This window comes from Bradyrhizobium sp. cf659 (genome assembly GCF_900113725.1).
Classification (GTDB): Bacteria; Pseudomonadota; Alphaproteobacteria; order Rhizobiales; family Xanthobacteraceae; genus Bradyrhizobium.
In genome coordinates this window covers 11,671-34,933 of sequence record NZ_FOQJ01000020.1, presented here as the reverse complement: position 1 = coordinate 34,933, position 23,263 = coordinate 11,671, and the positions used below count along the sequence as shown (strand labels likewise).

Below are 23,263 nucleotides of genomic sequence, written 5' to 3'. Positions count from 1 at the left end.
TTCACAGGCTCGTGTTGGGCACTGCGCCGGCGCGCCAGGCCGCGGCGTTGAGGTGGTCCGGCGCCGCCTTGCGCAGACGCGATGGGACCGCGACCTTTTGACCTGCGCGCGCCCGCTGGAGAACACGGCGGCGTTCGATCTCGGTGGCAACCAGCGGCTGCTTTGCCAGCCAGTCGAGATCGACGGAAGGCGGTGCAAAGCATGAGGAGAACGACGCGAGCTGTTCGAGCCGCTCGAGCGCTGCAGCCACGAACCAGCCGACGACGTTGTCCCCGGGCGCAAGATGATCGAACCTCGGACTTGCCGGCCAGAATGGTTCCAGGATGCGGCCTTTGCCGCCCTTGAGCACCTCCGCCGCGAACCGCAGTGCGTTGACAGCCATCGCACGGTTGCCGATGTCCGCGGCGATGCGGGCGAGCGTCGAGAGGCGCGACAGCGAAGCTTGCTGCTGACAGAGCGCGCCGAGCGTATCGCAAGCGAACTTCAGCGCCGCGTAACGCTGAGGCCATGCGTGCTCCCGGGAGCGCCAGATCGCATAGCCGGCAAGAGCGTCGCGATAGATCGGGTCTTGAGCCGCGGCGCCGCCGGCCAGCGCATTGAAAATCGGCGCAAAGGATTGCGCCTTGAACTGCGCAAGCGCCCAGTCGCGTGCGGTGTCGTCGGGCTCCCACACCGGAATGGTCTCGATCAGGAAACCCTCGCCTGCGAGTGCTGCGGCGCGCTCGGGTTTGGCCGCGAACAGGTTGAGCTCGTAGGGATCGAGCGGCTCGCCGACCTTGACCGGTACCAGGAGAGGCGCGCCGCCGAGGAGCCGGTAGATGCCGAAGCCCATGCTGGCGAACGCTGCCGGCAGGCCGTCGTTCTGCTTCTCACCGGCTTTGATCTCGAACATCACCAGGGGAGAGTGCTCGGAGAAAAATGCCTGCGCGCCGGCCAGAATGCGCTCTTCCTCTCCCTCCGCGTCGATCTTGACGAAGTCGATGGCGCCCCAGTTCCTCGACTTCAGTTCGGCGTCGAGCGACGTGATCTGAACCTTCTCGCTGGGACCGCTGCCTTGCAGCGAGTTGAGCTCGCTGGAGCTGCCCAGCACCAGCTGACCCTCGCGCTCACCGTCGGACAGCGCGGCGGCGACGACATGCAGGTTGGTGGCCTCGTTCTTGGCCTTGCTGAGCGCGAGCAGGCGGCGCGGCTCGCTGGCTGGTTCATAGGCGAACACCTGGCCATGAGGCGCGATCAACCGCGCCATCGGCAGGCTGTAGACGCCGAGATTGGCCCCGATGTCGAGCACCGTCATGCCCGGCTTCAGCCAGCTTGCGAGAAATGCCGTCTCCTTCTCGAACCACGATTCTTGCTCGAGGATGACATAAGTGGTGACGGCGCCGAGCGTGGCCGGCACAACGATATGCGTCCCGTCAGTCATCCGGAGCGATAGCTCGCCCATCATGTCCCTCCCGTGTCGATCCTTTTGCGGTTGTCATGACACGGATTGCGTGCAGTTTCACGCCCAATTCGGCCGATCGGGGACGGGGGGGCCAGGTTGCATCGCTTACCGCCCCGGCTTAATTAGTTGGGCGTGGTAGCTCCCGCCCGGCCGGGTCCGACCCGCATCCTCCAGCACAGAACGACATCTTCGCCATGAAAGCTGACGCGACACCCCACAAACTGCTCAAAGGCTCAACCGGCGACTGGGAGATGGTCATCGGGATGGAGATCCACGCCCAGGTGACGTCGAACTCGAAACTGTTCTCGGGCGCGTCCACCGCGTTCGGCGGCGAGCCCAACAGCCACGTGTCGCTGGTCGATGCCGCCATGCCGGGAATGCTGCCCGTCATCAATGAGGAATGCGTCAGGCAGGCTGTCATCACCGGGCTCGGCCTCAACGCGCAGATCAATCTGCGCTCGGTGTTCGACCGCAAGAACTATTTCTATCCGGACTCGCCGCAGGGCTACCAGATCAGCCAGTACAAGTCGCCGATCGTCGGCGAGGGCGAGGTCGTTGTCGAACTGGACGGCGGCAAGACCGCGACCATCGGGATCGAGCGGCTGCATCTGGAGCAGGACGCCGGCAAATTGTTGCACGATCAGTCGCCGGCGATGTCCTTTGTCGATCTCAACCGCTGCGGCGTGGCGCTGATGGAGATCGTCTCCAAGCCCGACATCCGCGACGCCGAGCAGGCCAAGGCCTATGTCACCAAGCTGCGCTCGATCCTGCGCTACCTCGGCACCTGCGACGGCGACATGGAGAAGGGATCCTTGCGCGCCGACGTCAACGTCTCCGTGCGCAAGCCGGGCGCGCCGCTCGGCACCCGCTGCGAGATCAAGAACATGAACTCGATCACCTTCATCGGACAGGCGATCGAGTACGAGGCGCGGCGCCAGATCGAAATCCTCGAGGATGGCGGCCAGATCGACCAGGAAACGCGGCTCTACGACCCCAACAAGGGCGAGACGCGCTCGATGCGGTCGAAGGAAGAGGCGCATGACTACCGCTACTTCCCCGATCCCGATCTGTTGCCGCTGGAGTTCTCGCAAGACTTCGTCGACGAGCTGAAGGCGAAGCTGCCCGAGCTGCCGGACCAGAAGAAGACGCGCTTCGTCGCCGATTTCGGCCTGTCGGCCTACGACGCGAGCGTGCTGGTCGCCGAGCGCGAGAGCGCGGTGTTCTACGAGACCGTGCTCGACAGGCTCGGCAATCGCGCCCGCGACGGCAAGATGGCGGCGAACTGGGTGATCAACGAGCTGTTCGGCCGTCTCAACAAGGAAGGCCGGGATATTACGGGCTCTCCCGTCACCGCCGAGCAACTCTCAGGGATCATCGACCTGATCGGCGAGGGCACGATCTCCGGCAAGATCGCCAAGGATCTGTTCGAGATCGTCTGGCAGGAGGGCGGCAATCCCCGCGCGCTGGTGGAAAGCCGCGGCATGAAGCAGGTCACCGACCTCTCGGCGATCGAGAAGGTGGTCGACGACATCATCGCGGCCAATCCCGACAAGGCCGCGCAGGTCAAGGACAAGCCGCAGTCGCTCGGCTGGTTCGTCGGCCAGGTGATGAAGGCGTCCGGCGGCAAGGCCAACCCGCAAAGCGTCAACGAGCTGCTCAAGTCCAAGCTCGGCGTCTAGCCTCACGCGTTCGGACGAGGTGACGGACACGCGTCGTCACCTCGCTTTCGGTTCGCGATGCGACGCTCGCGCGCGTCCTCGGCGGCAAACTTCATCCCGATCGACAGCTCCGCGGCGACCGAATCGCCGTCACGCGATTCGCGCAAAACGGCGGCTTGCACGCGCTCCGACGAGCGTTCGCGCCGTTAAGCATGAAAATATTTTCGTTGCCAAAATCTCCGACTCAGAGTCCGCGAAACGCCTTCGCGAGGCGATCCCGCGCGTCGCGACGCGCGTCATCGCGTCGGTCATGCGCAATGCGTGCGTGCAGGAAAATACTTTCTGCATAGTGTTTTCTTGCAATCATTACTCTCGCAAACACCGATGATGCGCCCGCTCTGCGCGATCGCACGAACACGTCATGCAGTGTGCTTGCATCGCGCCGGCCAAGCGCACGCGCCTTGCTGCGTCAACACTTCTTTAAGCGAGAAGCTGTTTTTTTCGTCGTGTTGGTGTATTCGGGATGAGTGTGCATCTCGATCCCCGAGTGCACGCAGCGATTAAAGCCATCTCACACATCGGAGGGCAACATGGCCAAGAAAGCGAAGAAGGCGAAGAAGGCGAAGAGCGCAGTGAAGAAGACTGCGAAGAAGACCCGCAAGGTCGCGAAGAAGAAGAAGTAACTTCGACTTCTGAAGTTGCCGGCTGCTAGACAGCCGGCACGTCATCAGCGCCTCCTAGAAGGTTCTGGTCGACGATAGAGGGTGTCGGCGAGACATCAGGTCAACGGTCGGATCGTTCTCTTCACGGTCCGGCAGAAGAAACGAGTTTTCTTCGTTCGGTGCGGGGCCGGTTCTTCCGGTTCTGCAATTTCACGAGTGGCCTCGCGGTCAAAGTGGAATCTGGTCCTGACGTGTTCGCCGACGCCCTCGTTCTCCTGAGGCCGGGGTATTGCCGGCATTCCCTTTCCATACATTGCCGATCTGGTCGTAGCGTGACCGTGCCGCCGCTGTGCACTGCCTCGGGGCAGGCGAGGGCTGCGGCTTTGTCGTTACGTGGCGTCCGTGCGCCGTTTCCCCATTTGCGGTGTCATCCGCCCGGCTGCGACCGGGCGATCCAGCGCGCCGCGGCTCTTGATGGATGACTGGCGTCTGCGGAGTACCGGGTCACCCGCCTGCCGTCGGCTGAAGCTTCAGCGTCCCAGGACCGCAAACCCCGGCGTGGCCGGGTCGCGGGTGACGACAATCAGTGGCGGAATGTACGCCGCAGCGACCCGCCACCGCGCGCGATGGTTATCGTTGTCCGAAAATCCCAAGGTAAACCGAATCTGACGAATCGCAAAAGTGCCTGCAAAACGGAGGCTTTTTGCATTCTTCATGCGGGCGCCGGGCGCCCGCGTTTACGTCTGCTTCATCGCGATACTTAAACTGCCATTCAAATTTGCCCGCCATCATCGCCTCCAACAAGCCGGCAAACGGCATGGGGAGAGTTGAACGGCGCATGATCCCAGAAGGGATCACGCAAATCAGAGTTGGACGGGAGCCGCGCTCGGGGGAACGAGGCGGCATAAGAAACAGGGGATGCGTTATGTTTCAGGGTACTTTCGATCTGGAGACCGCGACGCCGATCGACGCGAGCGCGCTGTCGGACGTGCTGTTCGAGCGCGGGATCTATTGGGCGAGCGGCCGCTCCGGCCTCGTCGATCTCGTCGCCGCGCACAAATGGTTCAACCTCGCCGCCCTGAAGGGCCGCAAGGACGCCGTGGCGCTGCGCCAGGAAGTCGCCGGGCAGATGTCGGACGCCGAGATCTCGGCCGCGCAGCGCGAGGCGAGGGCGTGGGTTTCCACCCACTGACCCGGTTTACTCCGCCGTAGGGAACCGAACTGGCGCGATTAGCGCCAAGGCGCCTCACGATGAGATTGGGACGGCAAACGAGGCCGGCGCTTCGCCGGCGCAATGCCGGCGCCACATTTCATTGAAGGCCCTTTCGATGTGTCGCGTCATGCCGACGGTATCGAAGAGAGGCCAAGAGGTCCGATGCGTCGCCAGCTTGCTCTTGAGGGCGGTGCGAAGTTCAGCATCGTGCGCGATGCGAAGCGCCAAAACCTCATATTCGTCCAGCGATCGCGTCACCAGCTCGGGAAGGCCGACAGCATTCAGGAGACTGGCTGCGACACGTCCCGCGAAGGCAGTGCCGAGGCAGGTCAGGACCGGTAAGCCGGCCCAGAGGGCGTCGCTGGCCGTGGTATGGGCATTGTAGGGCAACGTGTCGAGGAAGAGATCGGCGAGCCGGTGGCGCGCCAAGTGTTCGTAGGCAGGGACGGGCGCGGCGAACACGATCCTCTCGGCAGCGACGCCGCGCGCAACGGCTTCACGCCTCAGGTTCTCCCTGGCGATGGGGTCCCCATCAAGCAGCCAGAGGACGCTGCCTGCGGTCCTGGTCAGCAGCCTCATCCAGACATCGAACAGCACGGGCGTGATCTTGGACGCTCTGTTGAACGCGCAGTAGACGAAGGCATCTTCCGGCAGTCCGACCTCGCTCCGGGCCGGACCATCTGGCAGGAGCGGTCGCCTCGCGTCGGTCGCCTGATAGCTGTCGGGGAGATAAACCACCTTCTCGGTGTAATACTTCTGCTCTGCTTCAGGGATGACGATCCTGTCGGCAATGAGGTAGTCGATATATGACGCGCCCATCGTGCCGGGAAAGCCGAGATAGCTGACCTGGAGCGGAGCCGCCCGGCACGCAAGGATTTTTGGCCGCGCACCGGTGGTGAAGCCTCCCAGATCGACAAGAACATCAACGTCGAGCCGGCGTATCAGCTTGACCACGTCCTCGTCTGCAAGATCGCGGACATCTTCAAAGCGTTCGAACGCCGCCTTCAGGCGATTGCGCATTTCGCTGCAGTCATCCGGTCCGTAGGAGATGGCGCTGACCTCGAAGCGCTCGCGGTCGTGCTCCTCGAAAACTCCGGCCATCAAATTCGCGGTGGCGTGATTGCGATAATCGGCAGACAGATACGCGACCCGCAGCCGGGAAACCGGTGACGGCGCTCTGGGGATCGCGGCACCTCGTTCCGAAGCGACCTTGGCGACAAATGTCTTCGCACAGGTCAATTGATGTGCGGGAGACGACGAGGCATGAAAGAAGGTAAGAGGGTCGACCGCCACGCCGGCTTCGACGGCCTCGTCCAGAGCGGCCTGTTCAACTTCGAAACTGCGCCAGTCGGCACGCTGCCGCCTGGAACCAACGAGCTTGCTGAATGCGAACGGGAAAGCCTTGTCCAGCGCGACCGTTCTTTCGAGCGCTCCGATCGCTTCGTCGTGCCGACCCATCTGGGTAAGGACTTCAGACAAGAGGAAATGGTTCTGTGGATTCGACGGTGCGAGCTCGACGGCCCTTTGGTAGCTGTCATGCGCTTCGTCGAGCCGACCGAGCTGGTGAAACGCACTACCTCGGTTTGCGAACGCCGCGCTCGACGGCGCGATCGCAATGGCGCGATCAAATTCCGTGATGGCATCGTGAAGCTCCTTGCGTGCCATCAGGATCGCTCCGCGATTGAGATGCGCACCGGCGAATTTCGGCGCCAGGGCAATCGCTTTCGCAAGCCAGCCGAGCGCATCGTCGGTCTTGTCCAATGCACGCAGCACGTTGGCATAGTTGAAGAGGACGTCGGGATTGCCGGGATCGACGCGGGCAGCTTTCTTGAGCAATGGCTCGGCATCCGCGAAATTGCCGCGCTGTGCGTGCAACAGCCCAAGCATGTGGAGCGCGACGGGGTGCGTTCTGCTTCCCTTCAGGATCGCCGTGTAGGCCCGCTCCGCATCCGACACATTGCCCGCACGGTGCGCCGCAATGGCCTTGTCCAGAACAGTCGACGTATGGAGTGAGGAGGGGGCCGAAGCTCCCTTGTTGCGGCTTTGCTGCGACATGTGATTGGGTTTCTGGACCCCGATGACGGGGCCGTGCCTTGGCGAATTGGTGCAAAAACTCTAGCCGCCTTTGCCGGGGAGAACAACGGCCGCGCCGCTCGCGCTTCGAGGCACGAAACCATCGCGCTCGGGCCGAGATTTCGCGCATGAGAGTATCGATGCCGGCCAACCGATGCGGGGGCTGCCCGCTGTGCGGGCGTGAGGACGGCGAGCCGGCCCGGGACGTCAGCCAGTCCCGCCCGTCCTTATTCCGTCCCTGTCGGAGGTTTCATGTGTAAAGAAACCCGCTGGTCCCAATTCTGCCGCTTGCAGCCCGCCGCCGTGTCGGGCATACCCGGCGCGTTGGAGACGTGGCCGAGTGGCTGAAGGCGGCGGTTTGCTAAACCGTTATAGGCTTGTAAAGGCCTATCGAGGGTTCGAATCCCTCCGTCTCCGCCAGATGTATCCAATTGAAATCTCTTCCATTTTTCGCGGATTGGCCGTGCGCTCGGCGGCCCGGATGGGCTGAAGGCAGAGCATCCCCGGCCTTAGCCGTCCCACATGGTCCGCGGCGGCTGGCTTGCAGCTCGGCGAGTCGCCGTAAGGAAGTCCCGGAACCGTCAAATCCGGCTCCGCTGAGGTCCTCCCAGCCGAATGGACCATATCCCCTGCACCTTGGCCGAGAAAACATGGCGCCCGGCGTATGTTCAACCGAGCCGGCGTGAGCTACTTCACCGGTCTTTCGCTCGATTGGGTGAATATGGGCATGGTTTGGGTGCTGAGCGCGATGTCGGTCCATGGACGTAGTGGGACGCCGTGCAAGAGGTGGGTTCCCGTCGATGAAGAACATCGCAGCAATCTTCAATGAGGCGCTCTCGGCCCTCAATGCGCGCGATCTCAAGAAGGCCGAAGAGGGCTTCAGGCGGGTCATCAAGTTCGAGCCGTCGCATGTGCCTGCGCTCAACCTGCTGACAATCGTTCTGTTGAACACGAACCGGTTCGCCGAGGCCGAGCCATTCATCGCGCGCGCGGTCAAGCTCAATCAGGGATCGGATGTTTCCTTCTATAATTACGGGCTGATCGCGAAGCAGCTTGGCAAGCCCGCACTCGCGCACGAGCAATTCACCAGGGCCTTGCGGCTCAATCCAAATGTGCGCGAGAGCTGGAACAACCGCGGCGCAGCCTGCAACGATCTCGGCCAATACGAAGCCGCCATATCAGACTTCGACAGATCGATTGCCCTCGATCCGAACTACGCCGACGCTCATGCGAACAAAGGCAAGTCGCTGCTCGAGCTCGAGCGCCATGCCGAGGCGTTGGCCGCCTATGACCGGGCGCTCTCCGTCAGGCCCGAACTGGCGGAAGCCTGGCTCGGCCGCGGCACGGCGCTGGCTCGTGGCGGGCGCCGCGACGAGGCTCTTGCCGCCTACGACAGGGCACTCTCCATCAGGGGCGATCTGGCGGAGGGCTGGATCGGCAGGGGCAATGTCCTGTACGAGCTCAGGCGCTACGCGGATGCCGCCGCGTCCTACGACCGCGCACTCGGCATCGCTCCTGAATCGGCGGCCGCCTGGCTTGGCCGGGGCAACGTCAACGCGGATCTCAAGCGCTATGACGAAGCGCTCACGGCCTACGGCAAAGCACTCTCGATCAAGCCGGATTCGATCCAGGCCGTGGTTGGCCGCGGCAACGTCTTCACGGCCCTCAAGCGCCACGACGATGCCCTCGCGCTCTACGACGCGGTGCTCTCGAGCAAAGCGAATTCGGCCGAAGCCTGGCTCGGCCGCGGCAATGTCTTCCTGGATCTGCGGCGTCACGATGATGCGCTCGCCGCCTACGACAAGGCGCTCTCCATCGCGCCGGACCTGGCGGAAGCCTGGCTGGGCCGGGGCAACGTTTTCGCCGACGTCAAGCGCTACGGGGAGGCGCTCGACGGCTACGACAAGGCGCTGTCCATCAGGTCCGACCTGGCGGAGGCCTGGTTCGGGCGAGGGAATATCTTCGCCGACCTTCGTCGCCACGACGACGCGTTCGCGGCCTTCGACAGGGCGTTCTCGCTCAATCGCGGCCTGCCCGGGGTGGAAGGCGCGAGGCTCTATTCGAAGCTGAATTGCTGCGACTGGACGGAGATCGAGGCTGAAAGAACGCGCTTGATCGCCTCCATTCGCGCGGGCGAGGAGGGCTGTCAGCCGTTTGCGCTGCTCTCGATTGCGGCATCGGCCGAGGACCAGCGACGAAGCGCCGATTTCTGGATCGACAGGATGCTTGGTCTTGCCGCGCGCAAATCCGTCGATGCTGTCCCCGTTCAGGCTGACAAGATCCGCATCGGTTACCTGTCGGGGGATTTTCGCACCCATCCGGTCAGCTATCTGGCCGCAGGTCTTTTCGAGGCCCACGATCGCACCCGATTTGAAACGCATGGTTTCTCGATCGGCCCGACCGACAACAGCGATCTGCGCGCGCGATTGGAGAGGAGCTTCGACCAGTTTACCGATCTCTTCGGGCGGAGCGATGATGAAGTCATGGGCTGCATCAAGGCGGCCAAAATCGACATCCTCGTGGACCTGATGGGGCATACGCTCGGAGCACGGCTCGCCGTTCTCGCGCAGCGGCCGGCTCCAGTTCTCGCAGGTTATCTCGGCTTTGCCGGCACCGTCGGCGGAGGATTGCTGGATTATGTGATCGCCGACGAGCGGGTCATTCCTGCCGAGCATCGCAAGCACTTTTCAGAGAAGGTCGTCTGGCTGCCGCATTGCTTCATGCCTCACGATGCCGAGGGACGCGCGATCTCGCAGGCCGGGCTCGACAGGCGAGCGCAGGGATTGCCTGCCGAAGGCATCGTCTTCTGCGCTTTCAACAACGCCTACAAACTCAATCCTGCGACCTTTGGGAGCTGGATGCGCATCCTGAGGGAGGTCGACGGCTCCGTCGTCTGGCTTTCCGATCTCCCGGATGTCGCAAGATCCAATTTGCGGAGAGCGGCCGAGGCAAGCGGCATCGATCCCCAGCGCCTGGTCTTTGCCACGCGCGTTGCCTCGACGGCGGATCATCTGGCGCGTCACCGCCTGGCAGACCTGTTCCTGGACGCGCTGCCGTACAATGCTCACACCACCGCAGGCGACGCTCTCTGGGCCGGCCTGCCCGTGCTGACGCTGGCCGGAGAAACCTATGCGGGCCGGGTCGCAGCCAGCCTGCTGCATGCTCTCGGATTGGCCGAACTCATCACCCGTTCTCGCGATGAATATGAGGAACGCGCGATTGAACTGGCTCTAGATCGCGAGAAGCTCTGCGGCATCAGGGAAACTCTGGAACAGCGTCGTCATACGATGCCGCTCTTCGATACGCCTCTGCTTGCCCGAAACCTGGAACAGGCGTTTGAGGCCATGGTTCGGCAGTATCGTGCCGGATTGCCGCCCGATCACATCGAGGTGCCCTCGATACGATCCGTCTGATGGTTGGAACACCGGCCGATCGGTCGATCCGGATCGAGCCGCGAGCAGCCGATGCCGGGTTCTCGAAGTTCCCAGCCGTTTCCATGTGACTATCCGGCTTTTTGCCTGAAGGAGCGGCCACTCAGATTGGCGGGGATTCGCGCGCTCGATTCGAGGGGGAGGGAGGCGCAGTCGCGCCAATGGAGAGCGGTGCCCAAACCGGGGATTTTTCAAGGCGACGGGAACCTCAGAAATTTATCTATATCTCTCAATTGGTTACGCGAGCGCCTCGATCACAACTGCGTGTTATTTGTGCAACACCCATCGGAAAACACGCGTTGGAGGCCCGGTCCGAAGCGTTCTTTTGTTGTGTGTGCAAAGACGTTCAGTAATTGTGACTGAGCGACGGAGGGGGGCATCCCGAGGTCGTCCCGTTCTAGGTGGTTCGCTTAAGTCCCTCGCGTTTCAGCGGGTGTGTCCGAAGGCGCGAAGCGACTAAGCGGTGGTTACAAGGGACAAGGGAACCAACCTTAGGGTGTTGTCACCCAGCGGATCCGGAACCTTCCCTATAGAGCAAACTTGGAGGTTTACCATGAACTTTAAGAGCCTTTTGCTCGGTACGGCGGCGGGTCTGATCGCCGTTGGCGGAGCTCAGGCAGCCGATCTTCCCGTGAAGGCCAAGGCGGTCGAATACGTGAAGATCTGCTCCCTGTACGGTGCCGGCTTCTACTACATGCCGGGCACTGACACCTGCATCAAGTTCGGCGGCTACGTCCGTGCGGACATGCTGGGGAACACGAACAGCGACTACGGCATTGGCCAGGGCGCTCCCGCCGGTGGTAACAACCGTCTGGACAACTACTACCAGAGCCGCGCTCGTATGGACTTCAACGTCGATACGCGGACGGCGACCGAGTATGGCGTGGTGCGCACCTACGCCGATATGGTCTTCTCCTGGGACAGCCAGGCGACCACCGCCAGCAACCCGTCGGCGTTCTCGACCGGCTCCGCTACGCTCGGCCTCTACCATGCGTTCATCCAGTTCGCTGGTTTCACCTTCGGCCGCACCGTCTCGATCTTCGATACGCCGTGGCAGAGCTATCCGGCTGGTGGTCCCGACTTCCTTCCGGGCGGCAGCAACAACGTGACCGGTGTGAACCAGGTCGCCTACACTGCTGATTTCGGCCAGGGCATCACCGCTTCGGTGGCGTTGCAGGACCTGACGACCGCCGCAGGTGGTCAGTCGAACCTCTATAACGCCAGCATCACTGCTGGTGGTCTCAGCGGCTTCACTTCGGCTTCGGCTGCTGGCGCTGCCCTCATCCAGGGCATCTACGGCACGAACGATTGGGGCGGCACGCGTACGCCCGACATCGTCGGTCAGGTTCGCGTCGACCAGGCTTGGGGTCTCGCCCAGGTGTCGGTTGCCGCGCACGAACTCCACACTGCCTACTACGGCACGACGGAGCCGACCGGCCATCCCGACGACAAGTGGGGCTTTGCGGTGCAGGGTGCCTTGTCGATCAAGAACATCCCGACTGGTGCGGGTGACTCGATCAACTTGCAGGCCGTCTACACCGACGGTGCGACCCGCTACAACTTCCAGAGCCTGATGCCGCAGAACATGTTCATCTACGGTGGCAGCGGCATCGCCTACCAGAGCCTCGGCTTCGTCGGTATGGCTGACGGCGTCTTCGGTACCGGTACCGGTATCGACACGGTCAAGACCTGGGGCTTCCGTGGTGGTTACGTCCACAACTGGTCGCCGAACTGGGCTTCGTCGATCTACGGTGCTTATGCTTCGCTTCGCTACGGCGACACGGGCAAGGCTCTGATCTGCGCCAACTTCGTCGCCGCCTACGGCGCCGCCACTGCCACGTGTAACCCCGACTTCAACCTCGCGGTTATCGGCGGCAACGTGGTCTGGACCCCGGTCAAGAACCTGGCCTTCACCGCCGACCTGAGCTACGTCTGGCTCGACCAGAAGTACTCGGGCACGATCACGGGTGCGGCCACGGCGAATGCCGCGGTTGCGAAGCCGGTCGCTACCTACGAGCTGAAGGATCAGGGCAACCTCCAGTTGCTCCTCCGCGCTCAGCGCAACTTCTAAGGTCGGTCGTCTGACTGATCAGCGAACCCCGGCAGGAAACTGCCGGGGTTTTTCTTTGTGGGTCTCGCGGAGACCGTCTAAAAGGCAGACCGTTCGTCTGCACGCGGTACGGGAGTTTCTGAGCGTGAATTTTTCGAGGATATGGAGACGGGGGCTGGGCATGCTGGGTGCGGCATCCATGGTCGCTGCGCTCACCCCGTTTTTCGCGCCGGCGGCTGCCGAACCCTTGGATCCCCGCTATCCCGTGTGCCTCCAGAAATGGGAGTGGGGCGGCAGCAGCAGGATTTATTGCAGCTACCTGTCATGGGAAGACTGCAGGGCTGCCGCGATGGGGTTGTCGGCGATGTGCATGGCCAACCCATATTGGTCCCCGCCGGATTCAGCCGGTCCGGCTCGCGCTCCCCGTGGCCGGTCCGCTCCGGCCGGGTGAGAAGCGAAATCCTCTGCGGAATCGGGCCCCGCAGCTTCTGTGCGGTCTGACCCTTCAACGAGAGCGATCAGACTACCACCTGGGTCCCTTCCACTCCTTGAAGGCGTAGGTTGGATTCAAACCGCAGGAATCGATTGTGCCCGAAGCAGTCGCCATACACTGGCTGTAGGTGGAAAACAGGCAGTTGCCAGGGTATCCCCAACGCCGTCCTTGCAGGCAATAACGATCCTGAATGCCGGTTGCCTGTGGCTGGGAATGGTGACGATTCTTGCCGTGGGCGGGCGAGCCGGCAACGACCAAGCCGGACAAGGCCACGGCTGCGAACATGGGCACACCGACCACGCGGGACATGAGATCTCTCCGGGTTCTTGAGGGCTAACCAACGGCTATTGGTGATGCTTGTTCCAGCCCTATCGCGAGGCCGTCCGCACCCTCGCGACATTCTACACCGAAGCCTTGCCGCATCGCTGCCACGGCTCAGGACAAAGCCGGTCGATCAAGCCCCCGCTATTCCACGCTGCCGGTGCCGCGGCGCAAATCGGCCTCGATCTGCAACCGCGTGCCGCCGCCGAAGCGGGCGCGGTAGACCTGAAGGTTCTCCATGATGCGCTGCACGTAGTTGCGCGTCTCGGAGAATGGAATGAGCTCAACCCAGTCCACCGCATCGACCTTGGGGTCGCGCGGATCGCCGTACCGGTCGACCCACTTCTTCACGCTGCCGCGGCCAGCATTGTAGGCGGCAAAGGTCATGATGTAGGAGCCGCGATAATCCTCGAGCAGGCCGCCGAGCTCGGCCGAGCCGAGCGTGGCGTTGTAGATCGAATCGTTCTTTAGCCGCCCGAGATCGTAAGTCGCGCCGTGCCGCTTGCAGACATAGCGTGCGGCGTCCGGTGTCACCTGCATCAGCCCGTAGGCCTGCGCCGGCGAGACCACCGAGGGATTGAACGCGCTCTCCTGCCGCGCGATCGCGTAGACGATGCTGCGCTCGACCTCGGGGCCGATCGGCGTGAACTGCGGGATGCCGTTGACGGGATAGGCGTAGAAGTCGAACGGCAGGCCGCGGTTGAGCGCGGCCTTGCCGAGCAGCAGCATGCCGCGCGCGTCGCTGTGGCGCTGGGTCAGCTCGCCAAGGCCGGCCAGCGCCTCGGGATCTCCGTTCTCGCCCATGTCGGCGAGCATGGGTACCGCCATCTCGCGTTCGTCGAGCTCGTACAGCAGCTGCGCGGCGCGCACGATCTCCAGCCGTTCGGCGCCGCGGCCGCGCGGCTGGCTGTTGAGCTCGATCTGCGGCAGGCCGAGTTTCGCGCGTGCGAGCTGGCCGTAATAGCTCGTGGACTGCTCGGCCGCTCGCGCATAGGCATTGCGCGCCTCCTGCGGACGGCCCGCCGCTTCCGCCGCGCGACCCTGCCAATAGCCGGCGCGCGCCAGCGTGGTCGGATTGACGCTGCCGACGCCGATGCGGGCAAAATGCTGGGTGGCGGTGGCGGGATCGTTGAGGAAGCGCAGCGCGATCCAGCCCGCGGTGAACTCCTGCTCGGTCTTGTAGATGTCGCGCGAGGGCAGCGCCGCGTCGCGCGCGATCAGATAGGCGCTGCGGAATTCCTCAGTGTCGATCATCTTGCGCGCGAGCAGGCGCCGCTCGATCCACCATTCGTCGAGATTGTAGAGCCGGTTCGGATCCTTCGGCGCCGACAGCATGAGCTGGGCCGCTTCCGCAAACTTCTCCTCGCGGCGCAGGAGCTGGATCTTGCTGAAGATGAAGCCGGGATCGTTGTGCAGCTCGCGCGGCACCGCGTCGAGCAAGGCGTGCGCGTTCGGCGCCTTCTTGACGGCGGCGATGCGGGCCTTGGCGAGCGCGACATAGCCGGCGCCGAGACGTTTTGCGGCGCGCAGCGCGGCCTCGTTCTCGCTGCCGTAGAGCAGGGTGTCCATCCGCGCCTTCTGGTCGCCCGGCGTCAGCAGGGCGCCGAACTGGTCGAGCGCGTTGTTCTCGGTGTCCTCCGACATCGGATCGCTGCGCCAGGCCTCGCGCACCAGCCGCTCGGCATTGGCGCGGTCGCCGCGCGCCAGCATCGCCTTGGCGAGCGTGAAGCGGCCCTTGGCGGACACTGGGGATTCGTTCTCGAACCATGACCACGCAACTGAATCGTCGCGCCTGTCGTCCCACATCGCAGCCTCGAGGCGGCGGCGCAGGAAGGTCTGCGATGGCCAGCTCGGATTGGCGGAGAGGAAGGCACGGTAGCGCTCGACGGTCGCGCCATTGTCCTCGCTGCGCAGGATGATCCATTCCGCGAGCTTTCGCGCGACGGGATCCGAGATCGTGGCCGCGGCATTGGTGGCGTCGCCCCCCTTGCGCTTGCGCACGAGGTCGATGACGCTCTCCAGCGTGTCCTTGTCGGCTTGCGGCGTCGACGAGGTCGCCGCGACCGCGGCCGGCGTGACCGGCCTGCGAGGTGCCGCGTGCTGGCGGGTTGCGGGAGCCAGCACGGGAGCTGCGATCGGTTTGGCGGCCGGAGCGGCGGCAGGTCTGACGGTGGCCGTCGCGGCCGGCGCGGGTGCGGCTTTGGGGGGTGAGCCGTTGGCGGTCGGCTGCGATTTTGGCGCGGTCGCCGTTGCCGCAGGCTTGGGCTTGTCCTTCGCGGGCTCCTTGCCGGCATTCTGGACGGGTTTCTTCGCGGCATCCTTGGCCGGGGCGCCAGCCGTCCCCTTGCTCGCGCCCTTTGCTGCGTCCTTGCCGGTTCCCTTGGCTGCTTCCTTAGGAGTTTCCTTAGGACTTTCCTTGGCCGATCCTTTGCCGGATCCCTTCGCGACGTCCTTGGCGGCTGGCTTCGCGGTGTCCTTGGCCCCTTCCGCAGGTGTCTCATTGGACTTGGCCCAGGCGGCGCAGCCGACCGACAGGCCTGCCATCAGGCAGACGACCAGACCGGTAGATCGCCATGTGGCACGAGGAAATGAGGTCACGGCGTTTCGTCGCCCCGAATCAGTCAAGTGGCTCAAGATCTAGCTGAATTTGATTGAATATGCGGACAAAATACCAACAGCCGCTTACCGCGGGCGGGTTTGCACCATCACCGCGGCAAAATCGCGGCCTAAACGGTGCGTGGCGCGGGAGCGGCCCTTTTACCGGCGGGATAGACCCGATATGAATGGGGCTTGCTCTCAAAACTCGCCGCGTACGGAGGAAGTCCATGGCAGCCAAGACGAAATTCCGGGGGTCGTTCACCGCCTTGGTCACGCCGTTCAAGAACGGCGCGCTCGACGAGGCGGCGTTCCGCTCCCTGGTCAACTGGCAGATTTCCGAGGGCACCAACGGCCTGGTCCCGGTCGGCACGACAGGCGAGAGCCCGACGCTCAGCCATGACGAGCACAAGAAGGTCGTCGAGTGGTGCATCGAGGAGGCCAAGGGCCGCGTTCCCGTGGTTGCCGGTGCCGGCTCCAACTCGACCAAGGAGGCGATCGAGCTGGCCCAGCACGCCGAGAAGGCGGGCGCGGACGCCGTGCTGGTGGTGACGCCCTACTACAACAAGCCGACCCAGGAAGGGATGTACCAGCACTTCAAGGCGATCAACGATGCGATCGGGATTCCGATCATCATCTACAACATCCCGCCGCGCTCGGTGATCGACATGTCGGTCGACACCATGACGCGGCTGTGGGAGCTGAAGAACATCGCCGGCGTCAAGGACGCCACCGCCAGCATGGTCCGCGTGTCGCAGCAGCGTGCGGCGATGGGCGAGGATTTCAACCAGCTCTCGGGCGAGGACGCGACCATCCTCGGCTACATGGCCCATGGCGGCCATGGCTGCATCTCGGTGACATCCAACGTCGCGCCGCGCCTGTGCTCGGAGTTCCACACCGCCTGGCAGAAGGGCGATCACGCCACCGCGCTGAAGCTGCACGACAAGCTGATGCCGCTGCACAACAACCTCTTCATCGAGAGCAATCCGGCGCCGATCAAGTACGCGATGTCGCTGCTCGGCAAGCTCGACGAGACGCTGCGGCTGCCGATGGTGCCGGTGTCCGAGCCGACGCGCGTTGCCGTGCGCAGCGCCATGGTGCATGCCGGCCTGATCAACTGACGCGGTAGCCTTTCCGGGGAGCCTTTCATGAGCGGGGTCGACGAAACGGGCAGGCGGATGCTCAAGGAGTTCCGCGAGTTCGCCATGAAGGGCAACGTCGTCGATCTCGCGGTCGGCGTCATCATCGGCGCAGCCTTCGGCGCCATCGTCACGTCGCTGGTTGGCGACGTGATCATGCCCTTGATCGGCGCCGTCACCGGCGGGCTCGACTTCTCGAACTACTTCACCCCCTTGTCGAAGACAGTCACCGCCACCAACTTAGCAGACGCCAAAAAGCAAGGCGCGGTCTTGGCTTGGGGCAGCTTCCTCACGCTGACGATCAACTTCATCATCATTGCCTTCGTGCTGTTCCTGGTGATCCGCGCCATCAACACGCTGAAGCGCAAGGAGGAGGCGGCACCGGCCGCTCCACCGAAGCCGTCGGCCGAGGTCGAGCTGCTGACCGAGATCCGCGATCTCCTCAAGAAGTCTTGACGCGCAAGCTTCACCCAAACTGTTAGCGTCCGCGCGTATCTCACTCGGGTTTTTTTGCCATGGCCGACAAGAATGAACGACCGATCAAGGTCATGGCGGAAAATCGCAAGGCCCGCTTCAACTATGCGATCGAGGATACGGTCGAGGCGGGCATTGCGCTGACCGGCACCGAGGTCAAGTCGATCCGCAACGGCAAGAGCACGATCGCGGAATCCTACGCCGACTCGAAGAACGGCGAGATCTGGCTGATCAACGCCACCATTCCCGAATATCTCCAGGGCAACCGCTTCAACCACGAGCCCAAGCGGCCGCGGAAGCTGCTGCTCCATCGCCGGCAGATCAACAAGCTGATCGGTGCGGTGGACCGCGAGGGCATGACGCTGATCCCGCTCAAGCTCTACTTCAACGAGCGCGGCCGCGCGAAATTGCAGCTGGCGGTTGCGAAGGGCAAGAAGCTGCACGACAAGCGCGAGACCGAGAAGAAGCGCGACTGGAGCCGGGAGAAGGGCCGCCTGCTGCGGGCGAGGGGATAGCGGGATGAATCAGAAGAACCTGCTCGAGGTCGACTGGAGCAGGATTCCGGCGCCGGCCGATGATGGAGGCGCCGCGCATCTGCCGGGCATGGTGCTGCCCGCGATCGGCCTGCTCGCGACCGACGACACGTCAGTGATGCTGTCGGCGCTCTCCGGCCGTACCGTGGTGTTCGCCTATCCCCGCACCGGGGAGCCCGGCAAGATCTCGCTGGTCGACGATTGGGACATGATCCCGGGCGCGCGCGGTTGCACGCCGCAGACCTGTGCGTTTCGCGACCTGTTCGCCGAGCTGAAGGCTGCCGGCGCCGCTCATGTGTTCGGCCTCTCGACCCAGAGCAACGCGTACCAGACCGAGATGGCCTCGCGCCTGCATCTGCCGTTCCCGGTGCTGTCGGACGAGAAGCTGGCGCTGACGCGCGCCCTCAATCTGCCGACCATGGAGGTCGCAGGCCTGACGCTGATCAAGCGCCTCGCGCTGATCATCGACGACGCCAAGGTCTCGCACGTGTTCTATCCGGTGTTTCCGCCCGACCGGAACGCCGGCGATGTCCTGGATTGGCTGAAGGCCAATCCCGTCAAAGGCTAGTCCAAGAGCTAGTCGAGGTCGGCCTTCACCTTCGCGAACACGGACCGGAACATGTCCGGCGTCAGCACGCCGGTGTTCGTGTTGTAGCGCGAGCAGTGATAGCTGTCGTAGAGCCTGAACGCGCCGGCCTGGTGCACCGCGCCGTGGCCGAAAGGGGCTTGCGAGCCCTTCAGATTCAGCGGCTTGAGCACGGTGTCGTGCGCAATCCGTCCGAGCGCGACGATCGCGCGCAGGTTCGGCATCGTCGCCAGAGTAGCCGCGAGAAACTGGCGGCAGGTGTTGATCTCGGCAGGCAGCGGCTTGTTCTGCGGTGGAACGCAATGCACGGCATTGGCGATGCGGCAGTCGACCAGCTTCAGCCCGTCATCGGGACGCGCCTGATAGGCGCCCTTGGCAAAGCCGTATTCGAGCAGCGTGGCGTAGAGCAGGTCGCCGGCATAGTCGCCGGTGAAGGGACGGCCGGTGCGGTTGGCGCCCTGCATGCCCGGCGCGAGGCCGACGATCAGGAGACGCGCCTTGATGTCTCCAAAGGGCGCGACCGGAGCGTTATGCCAGGACGGCTCGCGCGCGCGGTTCGCCTCGCGAAAGGCGACCAGGCGCGGACAGAGCGGACAGTCACGATCGGGGACGAGGGTGGGGGGCTGGCGGCCTGACCGGGTCGCCTCACTCCTCAAAGTCGTCATCGCCCCTCGGCGCCATCGTGGTCGCGCGCTGGAGGAATTGCGGGGCGTGGTGGCGGGCCTCGCGATCGCCGCGATCGCGCGGGGCGGGGCGTTCGGACGGGTCGCGACCGAGCTTGGACTGCAGCTCGACGAGGTCGGTGAAGACGTCGGCCTGGCGGCGCAGCTCGTCGGCGATCATCGGCGGCTGGCTGGCGATGGTCGAGACCACCGTGACCCGCACGCCGCGGCGCTGGACGGCCTCGACCAGGGAGCGGAAGTCGCCGTCACCGGAGAACAGCACCATCTGGTCGATGTGCTCGGCGAGCTCCATGGCGTCCACGGCGAGCTCGATGTCCATGTTGCCCTTGACCTTGCGGCGGCCGGAGGCGTCGATGAACTCCTTGGTCGCCTTGGTGACGACGGTGTAGCCGTTGTAGTCCAGCCAGTCGATCAGCGGGCGGATCGAGGAGTATTCCTGATCCTCGATGATGGCGGTGTAGTAGAAAGCCCGCAACAGCGTCCCGCGGCTCTGAAACTCCTTCAGCAGGCGCTTATAGTCGATGTCGAAGCCCAGAGTTTTCGCCGTCGCGTAGAGATTGGCCCCGTCGATGAAGAGCGCGATCTTGTTGGTAGGAGAAGGTGACATTCAGTTTGCTCGCGAAGTGCTCGTGATTGATCGTTTATTGTTGGCGCGGCAGCAGGCCGCGCAGTTCTAGAGTGCCGCCGAAACCCGTCGAAACCGCAAATCCGGAGAAGTCGGGGCAATCAAGGTATAGTTATGGCGAACACTCAAACACCCGGAGCCGCCCTCAATGGCAGCCCTGGAAATCGCCCATCCCAGCCCCAATGTGGGGGTAGCAGAGCCATTTGGCGAGGCCAAATCACAAATTGGCCTTGCGAAATTGTCTTGGCCCCTATAACTAGCCCCAATCATCCACATATTTCGTCCCACCCACAACGGAGCGACAGTCCATGGCTCGCGTCACCGTAGAAGATTGCATCGACAAGGTCGATAACCGGTTTGACCTGGTCCTGCTGGCCGCCCACCGTGCCCGCATGATTTCGTCAGGGTCACAACTAACGGTTGACCGCGATAACGACAAGAACCCTGTTGTGTCTTTGCGTGAAATTGCGGACACGACCATCTCTCCGGAGGACCTCCGCGAGGAGCTGGTGCACTCGCTCCAGAAGTTCGTCGAGGTCGACGAGCCCGAGCCCGACACGGTGCCGCTGATCGGTTCCGCCGGCGCCAGCGTCGATGCGGACGACACCGAAGTTGCGGTTGAGCGCATGACCGAAGAGGAGCTCCTGAAGGGCCTCGAGGGCCTCGCGCCGCCGGAAGAGCAGCCCGAGGAAGACGAGTAAATCGTCCCGTCGCAATCGTCGAATTCTTGTGATCTTATCAAAGGCCCGAACCTGTGTTCGGGCCTTTGCTTTTGTTGGCGTTTTCGTGGTTACCATAGTGTTGTCGGTTCGCGCCGCGCACCTGTCACCGAATTGATCGGACGCGCGCGGGATCGGAGCTAAGATGTATACAACGGGCCGCATCGAGGTCCGTTTGAAGGCAGGACGGCATGGTGTATCGACGCCGCAGATCAACGCAGATGCAGGCCGCAACCGAATCGGTTGCCGTGGCCCCGACTGCGTCGGTGGCGCGCCCGGCCAAGCCGCGTACGCGCATGATGCGTCAATATGACCTCGTCGAGCGCGTCAGGTCCTACAATCCCAACACCAACGAAGATCTGCTGAACCGCGCCTATGTCTACGCCATGAAGGCGCACGGCTCGCAGACGCGGGCCTCGGGCGATCCGTATTTCTCGCACCCGCTCGAAGTGGCGGCGATTCTCACCGACCTGAAGCTCGACGACGCCACCATCGTGGCTGCGCTGCTGCACGACACGATCGAGGATACCGAGGCGACGCGGGCCGAGATCGACCAGATCTTCGGGCCCGAGATCGGCGCGCTGGTCGAGGGCCTGACCAAGCTGAAGCGGCTGGAACTGGTGTCGCGCGAGGCCAAGCAGGCCGAGAACCTGCGCAAATTGTTGCTGGCGATTGCCGACGATGTCCGCGTGCTCCTGGTGAAGCTCGCCGACCGCCTGCACAACATGCGCACGCTGGAATTCGTGCCGACGGAATCGCGCAGGCGCATTGCCGAGGAGACGCTCGACATCTACGCGCCGCTCGCCGGGCGCATGGGCATGCAGGAAATGCGCGAGGAGCTGGAGGATCTGTCCTTCCGCACGCTCGACCCCGAGGCCTATTCGGTGGTGATGCAGCGGCTCGATGCGCTCGCCGAGCGCAACCGCAATCTGATCGGCGAGATCGAGGCCCAGCTCTCCAACAATCTGCGCCACCGGGGCCTTGGCGCAAGGGTCTATGGCCGCCGCAAGAAGCCGTTCTCGATCTGGACCAAGATGGAGCGCAAATCGGTCGGCTTCGAGCAATTGTCCGACATCTTCGGCTTCCGCGTCGTCGTCAACGACATCGAGGCCTGCTATCGCGCGCTCGGCATCGTTCACACCACCTGGCCGGTCGTGCCGGGGCGCTTCAAGGACTACATCTCGACGCCGAAGCAGAACGACTACCGCTCGATCCACACCACCGTGATCGGTCCGGGCAACCAGCGCGCCGAGCTCCAGATCCGCACCGAGGCGATGGACCAGATCGCCGAGCGCGGCATTGCCGCGCACGTGTTCTACAAGGAAGGCGCGGGCTCGCCGACCGAGTTCCTCAAGCGCGAATCCAACGCGTTCGCCTGGCTGCGCCACACCGTCGGAATCCTCTCGGAGAGTGCCAACCCCGAGGAATTCCTCGAGCACACCAAGCTCGAGCTGTTCCACGACCAGGTGTTCTGCTTCACCCCGAAGGGCAAGCTGATCGCGCTGCCGCGCCACGCCAATGTGATCGACTTCGCTTACGCGGTGCACACCGACGTCGGCAACAGCGCGGTGGGCTGCAAGATCAACGGCAAGTTTTCGCCGCTGTCCTCGGAGCTCCAGAACGGTGACGAGGTCGAGGTGCTGACCTCGGAGGCGCAATCGGCGCCGCCGTCCGCCTGGGAGACGCTCGCGGTCACCGGCAAGGCGCGCGCCGCGATCCGCCGCGCCACGCGCACCGCCGTGCGCGACCAATATGTCGGTCTCGGCCGGCGCATCGTCGAGCGCCTGTTCGAGCGCGCCAAGATCGAATACGCCGACGACAAACTCAAGGGCGCGCTGCCGCGGCTTGCGCGTACCTCGATCGAGGACGTCATGGCGGCTGTGGGGCGCGGCGAGATCAAGGCCTCCCACGTCGCGCGCGCGATGTATCCCGACTACAAGGAGGAGCGCGTCGCCCGCTACGGCATCAAGAAGGGGCTTGCCGCCAAGCTCAAGGAGAAGGCGGCCTCCGAGCCGCCGCGAACCCCGGTCGCGATCCCGATCCGCGGCATCAATTCCGACCTGCCGGTGAAGTTCGCGCCGAACGGCGGCGCGGTGCCCGGCGACCGCATCGTCGGCATCGTCACGCCGGGTGAGGGCATCACCATCTATCCGATCCAGGCGCCGGCGTTGAAGGATTTCGAGGAGGAGCCGGAGCGCTGGCTCGACGTGCGCTGGGACATCGAGGACACCGCGCCGCAGCGCTTCCCGGCCCGCATCAGGGTCGAGAACGTCAACGAGCCCGGCGCGCTCGCGCAGATCGCGACGGTGATCGCCGAGCATGACGGCAACATCGACAATATCAGCATGCAGCGCCGCTCGCCTGACTTCACGGAGACGACGATCGATCTCGAAGTCTACGACCTGAAGCACCTGAGCGCGATCCTGGCCCAGTTGCGTGCGAAGGCGGTCGTCGCCCGCGTCGAACGTGTTAATGGATGAAGCTCGTCGTTGCCGGGCTTGACCCGGCAACCCATCTCTTCGAAGAGGATGGATGCGCGGGTCAGGCCCGCGCATGACAAGTTGAGA

At 63.8% G+C, this 23,263-nt stretch carries 17 protein-coding genes and 1 tRNA gene; 12 read left to right on the top strand and 6 right to left on the bottom strand.

Annotated features, from left to right (window positions below; all coding sequences use genetic code 11):
- Position 1: 1 nt before the first annotated feature.
- The gene (locus BM118_RS39150) at positions 2 to 1,441 is read right to left on the bottom strand and encodes an FkbM family methyltransferase (protein ID WP_210189082.1); all 1,440 of its coding nucleotides are present in this window, start codon (positions 1,439 to 1,441) and stop codon (positions 2 to 4) included.
- 194 nt (positions 1,442 to 1,635) lie between these two features.
- Here BM118_RS39150 and gatB point away from each other — a divergent pair, with 194 nt between their 5' ends.
- Positions 1,636 to 3,120: an Asp-tRNA(Asn)/Glu-tRNA(Gln) amidotransferase subunit GatB gene (gene gatB, locus BM118_RS39145; RefSeq protein WP_092193246.1), complete on the top strand. Its 1,485-nt coding sequence runs from the start codon at positions 1,636 to 1,638 to the stop codon at positions 3,118 to 3,120.
- A gap of 1,566 nt (positions 3,121 to 4,686) precedes the next feature.
- Entirely contained in the window at positions 4,687 to 4,953 is a 267-nt protein-coding gene (locus BM118_RS39125) for a hypothetical protein (RefSeq protein WP_092193244.1), read from the top strand.
- A 54-nt stretch (positions 4,954 to 5,007) separates the two neighbouring features.
- On the opposite strand, the gene BM118_RS39120 is transcribed toward BM118_RS39125, so the two are convergent.
- Complete coding sequence (locus BM118_RS39120; protein WP_092193242.1) at positions 5,008 to 7,029, bottom strand: O-linked N-acetylglucosamine transferase, SPINDLY family protein; 2,022 nt, start codon at positions 7,027 to 7,029, stop codon at positions 5,008 to 5,010.
- Positions 7,030 to 7,373: 344 nt separating this feature from the next.
- On the opposite strand from BM118_RS39120, the gene BM118_RS39115 reads away from it, so the two are divergent.
- The 4 genes from BM118_RS39115 (at position 7,374) to BM118_RS39100 (ending at position 12,979) form a co-directional block, all read left to right on the top strand.
- A tRNA-Ser gene (locus BM118_RS39115) sits at positions 7,374 to 7,467 on the top strand.
- A gap of 380 nt (positions 7,468 to 7,847) precedes the next feature.
- Positions 7,848 to 10,460: an O-linked N-acetylglucosamine transferase family protein gene (locus tag BM118_RS39110; RefSeq protein WP_177235082.1), complete on the top strand. Its 2,613-nt coding sequence runs from the start codon at positions 7,848 to 7,850 to the stop codon at positions 10,458 to 10,460.
- Positions 10,461 to 11,031: 571 nt separating this feature from the next.
- The gene (locus BM118_RS39105) at positions 11,032 to 12,549 is read left to right on the top strand and encodes a porin (protein ID WP_092193238.1); all 1,518 of its coding nucleotides are present in this window, start codon (positions 11,032 to 11,034) and stop codon (positions 12,547 to 12,549) included.
- A 160-nt stretch (positions 12,550 to 12,709) separates the two neighbouring features.
- On the top strand, positions 12,710 to 12,979 hold the full coding sequence (locus BM118_RS39100) for a DUF3551 domain-containing protein (RefSeq protein WP_092193236.1): 270 nt from the start codon (positions 12,710 to 12,712) through the stop codon (positions 12,977 to 12,979).
- Positions 12,980 to 13,051: 72 nt separating this feature from the next.
- Here BM118_RS39100 and BM118_RS39095 read toward each other — a convergent pair whose 3' ends face one another.
- Positions 13,052 to 13,330, bottom strand: a complete 279-nt coding sequence (locus BM118_RS39095) for a DUF3551 domain-containing protein (protein WP_092193234.1) — start codon at positions 13,328 to 13,330, stop codon at positions 13,052 to 13,054.
- Between the two features lie 156 nt (positions 13,331 to 13,486).
- On the bottom strand, positions 13,487 to 15,886 hold the full coding sequence (locus tag BM118_RS39090; protein WP_177235088.1) for a transglycosylase SLT domain-containing protein: 2,400 nt from the start codon (positions 15,884 to 15,886) through the stop codon (positions 13,487 to 13,489).
- Positions 15,887 to 16,167: 281 nt separating this feature from the next.
- Here BM118_RS39090 and dapA point away from each other — a divergent pair, with 281 nt between their 5' ends.
- The 4 genes from dapA to BM118_RS39070 are packed head-to-tail and all read left to right on the top strand — an operon-like array spanning position 16,168 to position 18,651.
- Positions 16,168 to 17,058 (top strand): 4-hydroxy-tetrahydrodipicolinate synthase, encoded by an 891-nt coding sequence (gene dapA / locus BM118_RS39085; RefSeq protein WP_177235081.1) that lies wholly within the window; start codon positions 16,168 to 16,170, stop codon positions 17,056 to 17,058.
- A gap of 57 nt (positions 17,059 to 17,115) precedes the next feature.
- Positions 17,116 to 17,532: a large conductance mechanosensitive channel protein MscL gene (mscL, locus tag BM118_RS39080; protein ID WP_177235087.1), complete on the top strand. Its 417-nt coding sequence runs from the start codon at positions 17,116 to 17,118 to the stop codon at positions 17,530 to 17,532.
- Positions 17,533 to 17,591: 59 nt separating this feature from the next.
- Positions 17,592 to 18,065: an SsrA-binding protein SmpB gene (gene smpB / locus BM118_RS39075; RefSeq protein WP_092193226.1), complete on the top strand. Its 474-nt coding sequence runs from the start codon at positions 17,592 to 17,594 to the stop codon at positions 18,063 to 18,065.
- Positions 18,066 to 18,069: 4 nt separating this feature from the next.
- Positions 18,070 to 18,651: a peroxiredoxin gene (locus BM118_RS39070; protein WP_092193224.1), complete on the top strand. Its 582-nt coding sequence runs from the start codon at positions 18,070 to 18,072 to the stop codon at positions 18,649 to 18,651.
- Between the two features lie 8 nt (positions 18,652 to 18,659).
- Here BM118_RS39070 and BM118_RS39065 read toward each other — a convergent pair whose 3' ends face one another.
- Both BM118_RS39065 and BM118_RS39060 read right to left on the bottom strand, forming a co-directional pair.
- Complete coding sequence (locus BM118_RS39065; protein WP_092193222.1) at positions 18,660 to 19,334, bottom strand: uracil-DNA glycosylase; 675 nt, start codon at positions 19,332 to 19,334, stop codon at positions 18,660 to 18,662.
- Positions 19,315 to 19,959 carry a LabA-like NYN domain-containing protein gene (locus BM118_RS39060; protein ID WP_092193220.1) on the bottom strand — a complete coding sequence of 215 codons (645 nt, stop codon included), beginning with the start codon at positions 19,957 to 19,959 and terminating at the stop codon, positions 19,315 to 19,317. The genes BM118_RS39065 and BM118_RS39060 overlap by 20 nt, the downstream gene beginning before the upstream one ends.
- A 326-nt stretch (positions 19,960 to 20,285) precedes the next feature.
- On the opposite strand from BM118_RS39060, the gene rpoZ reads away from it, so the two are divergent.
- Positions 20,286 to 20,678 (top strand): DNA-directed RNA polymerase subunit omega, encoded by a 393-nt coding sequence (rpoZ, locus tag BM118_RS39055; protein WP_008133017.1) that lies wholly within the window; start codon positions 20,286 to 20,288, stop codon positions 20,676 to 20,678.
- A 209-nt stretch (positions 20,679 to 20,887) separates the two neighbouring features.
- The gene (locus BM118_RS39050; RefSeq protein WP_092193218.1) at positions 20,888 to 23,176 is read left to right on the top strand and encodes a RelA/SpoT family protein; all 2,289 of its coding nucleotides are present in this window, start codon (positions 20,888 to 20,890) and stop codon (positions 23,174 to 23,176) included.
- Positions 23,177 to 23,263: the final 87 nt, after the last annotated feature.

Bases quoted from the DNA above. Each gene is read 5' to 3' on its own strand.
- BM118_RS39150 (WP_210189082.1), bottom strand. From the start codon at position 1,441: ATGGGCGAGCTATCGCTCCGGATGACTGACGGGACGCATATCGTTGTG.
- gatB (WP_092193246.1), top strand. From the start codon at position 1,636: ATGAAAGCTGACGCGACACCCCACAAACTGCTCAAAGGCTCAACCGGC.
- BM118_RS39125 (WP_092193244.1), top strand. From the start codon at position 4,687: ATGTTTCAGGGTACTTTCGATCTGGAGACCGCGACGCCGATCGACGCG.
- BM118_RS39120 (WP_092193242.1), bottom strand. From the start codon at position 7,029: ATGTCGCAGCAAAGCCGCAACAAGGGAGCTTCGGCCCCCTCCTCACTC.
- BM118_RS39110 (WP_177235082.1), top strand. From the start codon at position 7,848: ATGAAGAACATCGCAGCAATCTTCAATGAGGCGCTCTCGGCCCTCAAT.
- BM118_RS39105 (WP_092193238.1), top strand. From the start codon at position 11,032: ATGAACTTTAAGAGCCTTTTGCTCGGTACGGCGGCGGGTCTGATCGCC.
- BM118_RS39100 (WP_092193236.1), top strand. From the start codon at position 12,710: ATGCTGGGTGCGGCATCCATGGTCGCTGCGCTCACCCCGTTTTTCGCG.
- BM118_RS39095 (WP_092193234.1), bottom strand. From the start codon at position 13,330: ATGTCCCGCGTGGTCGGTGTGCCCATGTTCGCAGCCGTGGCCTTGTCC.
- BM118_RS39090 (WP_177235088.1), bottom strand. From the start codon at position 15,886: ATGGCAGGCCTGTCGGTCGGCTGCGCCGCCTGGGCCAAGTCCAATGAG.
- dapA (WP_177235081.1), top strand. From the start codon at position 16,168: ATGGCAGCCAAGACGAAATTCCGGGGGTCGTTCACCGCCTTGGTCACG.
- mscL (WP_177235087.1), top strand. From the start codon at position 17,116: ATGCTCAAGGAGTTCCGCGAGTTCGCCATGAAGGGCAACGTCGTCGAT.
- smpB (WP_092193226.1), top strand. From the start codon at position 17,592: ATGGCCGACAAGAATGAACGACCGATCAAGGTCATGGCGGAAAATCGC.
- BM118_RS39070 (WP_092193224.1), top strand. From the start codon at position 18,070: ATGAATCAGAAGAACCTGCTCGAGGTCGACTGGAGCAGGATTCCGGCG.
- BM118_RS39065 (WP_092193222.1), bottom strand. From the start codon at position 19,334: ATGACGACTTTGAGGAGTGAGGCGACCCGGTCAGGCCGCCAGCCCCCC.
- BM118_RS39060 (WP_092193220.1), bottom strand. From the start codon at position 19,959: ATGTCACCTTCTCCTACCAACAAGATCGCGCTCTTCATCGACGGGGCC.
- rpoZ (WP_008133017.1), top strand. From the start codon at position 20,286: ATGGCTCGCGTCACCGTAGAAGATTGCATCGACAAGGTCGATAACCGG.
- BM118_RS39050 (WP_092193218.1), top strand. From the start codon at position 20,888: ATGGTGTATCGACGCCGCAGATCAACGCAGATGCAGGCCGCAACCGAA.